Here is a 5,659-nt window from a genome sequence, read left to right on the forward strand (position 1 = left end):
AACCCTTCAGCCCTGAAAGGGCGGTTTAAAGATGCTGCTTGGGCTGGGGCGTTTTGCACCGTTCGGCCCTTTCCCAAAACGCGCGCCTAAGATCGATATATCAAAGCGTTGGGCCGCCCCTTCAGGGCTTAGTATGGGGGCCGTGGTCCCGGGGCGTTGCCCCGGGCTCGCGTGGTGAGCCCCGTTGGGGCAGCCGGATACCACCGGGTTCGATTCATGGCTATGGCGGGCTCCGTCCGATGGTGCATCAGGGAGCAGTCTGCGCCGATCGGTGGCTTATTCCGTGAGCCTGGCGGACGATTCTTTCTAATCAGGACGACAATTATTTCGAAGCCACGGGCGCAGGGATTACGCTCTCCATCTCCTTCAGGCCACCATGGATTTGCTTCTCGGCACAGCAGAGAATGCCGCCATGACGACCGAACGACACGTATCATTTCAAAGCTCCGCAAGCGATCGCCGACGCGCCGTGAGGGCGTTTCTCGTCATGGGTCTGGTCTGGTTGTTCCTGGCCCAAGCCGTGGTCGCCGACGATAAACGTACGGACCTGCTGACCCCGGACGAGCGTGCCTGGCTGGACGCGCACCCGCGGATCCTGCTCGGGGTCGGTGCCGAGTGGGCGCCCTGGGTGATTCCGGTCGGGGAGGGGCGCATCGCCGGATTCGCGGTGGATCATCTGCGGCTGCTTGGCGAGAAGCTCGGTATCGAGATCGGGCTAGCGTCCGGTCCTTGGCATGAGATGGTCGCCGCGGCCGAGGAACGTCGGCTCGATGGCCTGACGTTGGCCGCGCCGCTGCCGGAACGCGGCGATCAGTTTCTATTCACGGAGGACTTCCACACCGTTCACCTCTTTCTTTACCTGCGCGACGGTGACCCCCTGCCGCCGCCGGGACTCGCGGGATTGAACGGGCGGCGGGTCGGCTATCTGCAGGAGGTCTTGCGGGAACGCAAGCTGCTGGAGGAACAGGCGTCCATCGAGGCGGTCCCGTTACCGAGCCAAGCGGCACTGGCGGAGGCGCTGTTGACTGGAGTGGTGGACGCAGCCATCGGCTCGTACGCCTTGGAGTACTGGCGAGCGAGCAACGGTGTGCTTGGCTTTGGGCCGAAGCGGATGCTGTCCGAGGGCCCCGCACGGCTGGGGATCTCGATCCGCAAGGATTGGCCGGAGCTGGTCGGCATCCTCGACAAGGGTCTTGCGGCCATCACCGCCGAGGAGTCGGCTGTCCTGAATCGGCGATGGTTCGGGCGCGCCGATGTCTTCTCGGGCGGTTCGGTGCCGACCGGCTTGAGTGCCGAGGAGAAGAGGTGGATCGCCGACCATCCCGTGCTTCGGGTCGGCATCGATCCGACTTGGGCGCCGATCGAGTTCTTCGACGAGCAGCGCCGACCCCAGGGGATCTCGGTCGCCTATATCAGGCTGATCGCCGAGCGTCTCGGCCTGCGGCTCGAGTTCGTCGAGGCCCGGTCCTGGGCAGCGGCCGTCGCGCAGTTCCACCGACGCCAACTCGACCTTCTTCCGGCGGTGGCGGCGACGCCGTCGCGCCGCCAACGCTTCGACCTGACCGAGCCCTATGTGTCCTTTCCGGCCGCGATCTTCGCGGCGGCCGATGTCGCCTATTTGGGCGGCATCGAGGCGTTGCAGGGGAAGGTCGTCGCCGTGATCGAGAGCGAGGCGGTGCATGATTGGCTGCGCGAGCAAGAGCCGGAGATCCAGTTGCTGCCCGTGGCGGATACGCCCGCGGCCTTGCGTGCGGTCGCGCGGGGCGATGCCTTCGCCTTCGTCGGTAACCTTGCGGCCACCAGCTACTACATCGGCGCGTCCGGTCTCACCGAGATCAAGGTGCTCGGGGAGACCCCGTTCGTGTATCGCTTGGGAATGGCGGTTCATCGCGACGAGCCGATGCTGGCGACAATCCTGCAAAAGGGCCTGGATGCAATCCCCCGTCATGAGAGGGATGCGATCTACAACGACTGGATCTCGATCCGGTATCGCGTCGAGGCGGACTGGGGACTCTTGTTGCGGGTCGCCGCGGGTGCCGCGCTGCTGCTGGCGATCGTCGGTTGGTGGGCGTTCAGTCTGTCCCGGGAGGTACAGCGCCGACGCCGGGCCGAGGCTGCGCTTGCCGAGCTGTCTCGCGGACTTGATCAGGCGCTTGCCGAGCGCACCCATGAGCTTGCCGGTGCGAATATCCGGCTGCGCCGGCTGGCCGTGGATCTGTCGCTCTCGGATGAGGCCGCGCGGGCGCGTTTGGCGGGGGAGCTGCACGATAGCCCGATGCAGAAACTCGCCCTGGCGCAGATACAGGTCGAGTCCGCCGCGCGGGAACCCGATGACGCGGAAACTGCCGAAATGCTCGGTGCAGGACAGGCGTTGCTGAGCGAGGCGATCGCGGAGCTGCGCACGCTGCAATTCGATCTGAGTCCGCCGGTATTGGCGCGTCAGGGTTTGGCCGCGGCGCTGGCATGGCTCGCCGAAAGCACCCAAGCCCGTTGGGGTATTCGGATGACATCCGCGGTGGATCCCGACCTGCCTCAACCGCGGCATGAGGTGTCCGTCATCCTCTTCCAGTGCGCCCGGGAGTTGGTGTACAACCTCATCAAACACGCGCGGGCCAGCCATGGCGCCATTCGATTGCAGTCACGGGGAGGTGACCTCGAGCTGATCGTGGAAGACAACGGGATCGGATTCGACCCGAACGCAGCGCAGCCGCTACCGCGCCCCGACGGAGGCTTCGGACTGCATCATGTTCGCGAGCGACTGGACTTGATCGAGGCCGAGCTCTCCGTGGAATCGTCCGCACCCGGAACTCGCGTGCGCATTCGCTTGCCCGGCGACCGGATGGACTGATTCTTCGCGATCCGGAGTTCCTACCCGAGGCGGATCAGGCGTGAACGACCAGCAGCCAACCATCTCGCGTCTCGTCTGGGAGACCCGCTATCGGGCCGAAGGCGAGGCGGATCTCGACGCGACTCGGTATCGGGTTGCGCGGGCGCTGGCGTCGGTGGAGCCAGCGGAGCGCGAGGTTTGGGCGGCGCGGTATCTGGACCTGCTGAAGGGGTTTCGGTTTCTGCCGGGCGGGCGGATCCTCGCCGGGGCCGGCGTGGATCGGGACCTGACCCTGTTCAACTGTTTCGTCATGGGTCCGATACCGGACGACCTCTCGGGCATCTTCGAGGCGCTGCGGGATGCGGCGCTGACCATGCATCAAGGCGGGGGCGTGGGTTGCGACTTTTCCACGCTGCGGCCCGCCGGTCTGCGCGGGGAGCGGGTCGGGGGCACGGCCTCGGGACCGGTGTCCTTCATGGGCCTCTGGGACAGCATGTGCGCGACACTGCTCTCGACCGGGGTCCGTCGCGGCGCCATGATGGGGACGCTGCGCTGCGATCATCCCGACATCGAGGTCTTCGTCGACGCCAAGCGGGACGCAACGGCACTGCGCAACTTCAACCTCTCGGTGTTGGTCACGGATGACTTCATGCAGGCGTTGGCGGCGGACGCTCCCTGGGAGCTGGTGTTTCCCGTCGAGCAGATGGCGCATCGGGATCGTGCCCGCTTCCATTATCAAAGGATGCGCGTCTGGTCCGGCTGTGAGGCTCCTGTCGTCTGTGCGGTTTTGCGCACCCTGCCAGCGCGCGCGCTCTGGACGCGCATCATGCACGCCAACTACGACACGGCCGAGCCCGGCGTGCTCTTCATCGATCGGATCAACGCCGAGAACAATCTCGCCTACCGCGAGCGCATCGGCGCCACCAATCCCTGCGGCGAGATCCCCTTGCCGAGCTGGGGCGCCTGCGATCTGGGCGCGCTCAATCTGACCGCCTTCGTGCGGGAACCCTTCGACGAGATCGCGTCGCTTGACCTTGACGCCCTTGCGGATGCGGCGGGTGTGGCGACGCGAATGTTGGATGCCGTGATCGATCTCTCGCGCTTTCCGCTCCCCGCGCACGCCGAGCAGGCGCGGGGCAGTCGCCGCATCGGTCTGGGGATCACCGGCCTAGCCGACGCACTCGTCATGTTGGGATTGCGTTACGACAGCTCGGCCGCGCGCGATCAGGCGGCCGCAGCGATGCGCACGGTCTGTCATGCGGCCTACCGATCCTCGGTTGCCCTTGCCGTGGAGAAGGGTCCGTTTCCGTATCTGGTGCGCGATGCCTATCTGGCGGCGCCCTTCGTGCGGCGGTTGCCCGAGGATATCCGTGCCGGGATCGCCTCGGGCGGGATCCGCAACTCGCATCTCACCGCGATCGCGCCGACCGGGACCATCAGCCTGCTCGCGAACAACCTCTCGAGCGGCATCGAGCCGGTCTTCTCTCGGGTGCAGTATCGGCGAGTCCGCACGGGCGCGGGTCGATCGGACCGGTATCGGGTCGAGGATGATGCCGTACGGCTCTGGTGCGAGCGCTTCGGTCGGCAGCCCGGACCGCCGGCCTTCGTCGCTGCGCACGAGGTCGCGCCGGAGGATCATCTGGCGATGCAGGCCGCCGTTCAGCCTCATGTCGATAACGCCATCTCCAAGACCATCAATGTGCCGGCCGGGATCCCGTTCGCATCGTTCGAGCGGCTCTATCGGCATGCCTACGACCTCGGCCTGAAGGGCTGCACGACCTTCAGGCCCAACCCGGTGACCGGCGAGATCCTGAGCGATTGCCTCGATGACCATGCGCCCGACACGACGGGTCCATGCTGCGGATCGGAGAGGGACGGAGACTGACGCATGTCCTTCCACCCCGCCGTCAGGCCGCTCATGCAGCCGGTTCGCCCGGCGATGGTGCTGCATCATCTGGGTCAGATTGCGCTGATTCTGGCGGTGCTCTTCTCGGTGCCCCTGGCCTTTGCGGCGGCGACCGGTGACTGGGAGCTGGCGCGGCGCATCCTGCTCGCGGCGCTTCTGCCGGCCTTGGCGCTCGGTGCCTGTGCCCGGATCCGCCCGAGCGACCGGCCCTTGCAGGCCAACGAGGCGCTGGTGATCTCGGCCTTGACCTTCATCGTCGCGGCGGCGCTCATGACCTATCCGCTCACCGCGGAGGGTCTGTCGCCTTTGGACGCCTGGTTCGAGTCGGTCTCCGGCGTGACCACCACAGGTCTCAGTCTGGTGCCGGATCCCGAGCTGCGCTCCGATGCCTTCCTCTTTACGCGCGCCTGGATGCAGTGGTTCGGCGGCTTGGGTATCGTCGTCTTGTCCCTCGCCCTGGCCTTCGGGCGGACCGAGGACATGCGTCGTCTGGCCGACGCCGGGGCGGACGAGGAGAGCCTGGCCGAAGGGACACGGATCCACGCCCGGCGTGCCTTTACGATCTATGTGCTGCTCACGGTCGCCGGCTTGCTGCTGGTCCTGCCGACGGATCTGCCGCCTTTCGACGCACTCATCCATACGCTGGCCGCCATCTCGACCGGCGGATTCGGCGGTGTCTCGGACAGCCTGGCCGGCTTCGGGCGAGGCGCTCATTTCGCCCTCTTCGCCGTGTCGCTGCTCGGCGCCTTACCGCTCTTTTTGTACTACAGGGCGTGGAGGTCCGGCCCCGTCTCCCTGCGGTCCGATCCCGAGCTTCGGGCACTGATCATCGCCGTCGCGCTGGTGGCGGTTCTGCTCTGGTGGCTCGGGGGCCTGTCGCCGGCGGACGCGCTGCTTCAGGCCGGCTCCGCTCAGACGACCACGGG

At 66.6% G+C, this 5,659-nt stretch carries 3 protein-coding genes; all 3 read left to right on the plus strand.

Translation table 11 applies throughout. The features are described from left to right. Nucleotides 1-469: 469 nt before the first annotated feature. Nucleotides 470-2,848: a sensor histidine kinase gene (locus VLR48_RS17230; protein WP_325292973.1), complete on the plus strand. Its 2,379-nt coding sequence runs from the start codon at nucleotides 470-472 to the stop codon at nucleotides 2,846-2,848. Between the two features lie 40 nt (nucleotides 2,849-2,888). Then, nucleotides 2,889-4,712, plus strand: a complete 1,824-nt coding sequence (locus VLR48_RS17235; RefSeq protein ID WP_325292974.1) for an adenosylcobalamin-dependent ribonucleoside-diphosphate reductase — start codon at nucleotides 2,889-2,891, stop codon at nucleotides 4,710-4,712. Between the two features lie 3 nt (nucleotides 4,713-4,715). After that, the coding region (locus VLR48_RS17240) for a potassium transporter TrkG (RefSeq protein WP_325292975.1) at nucleotides 4,716-5,659 on the plus strand (944 nt) is incomplete at its 3' end.

Origin of the sequence: Thiocapsa sp. (genome assembly GCF_035467215.1) — a bacterium.
Taxonomy (GTDB): Bacteria; Pseudomonadota; Gammaproteobacteria; order Chromatiales; family Chromatiaceae; genus Thiocapsa.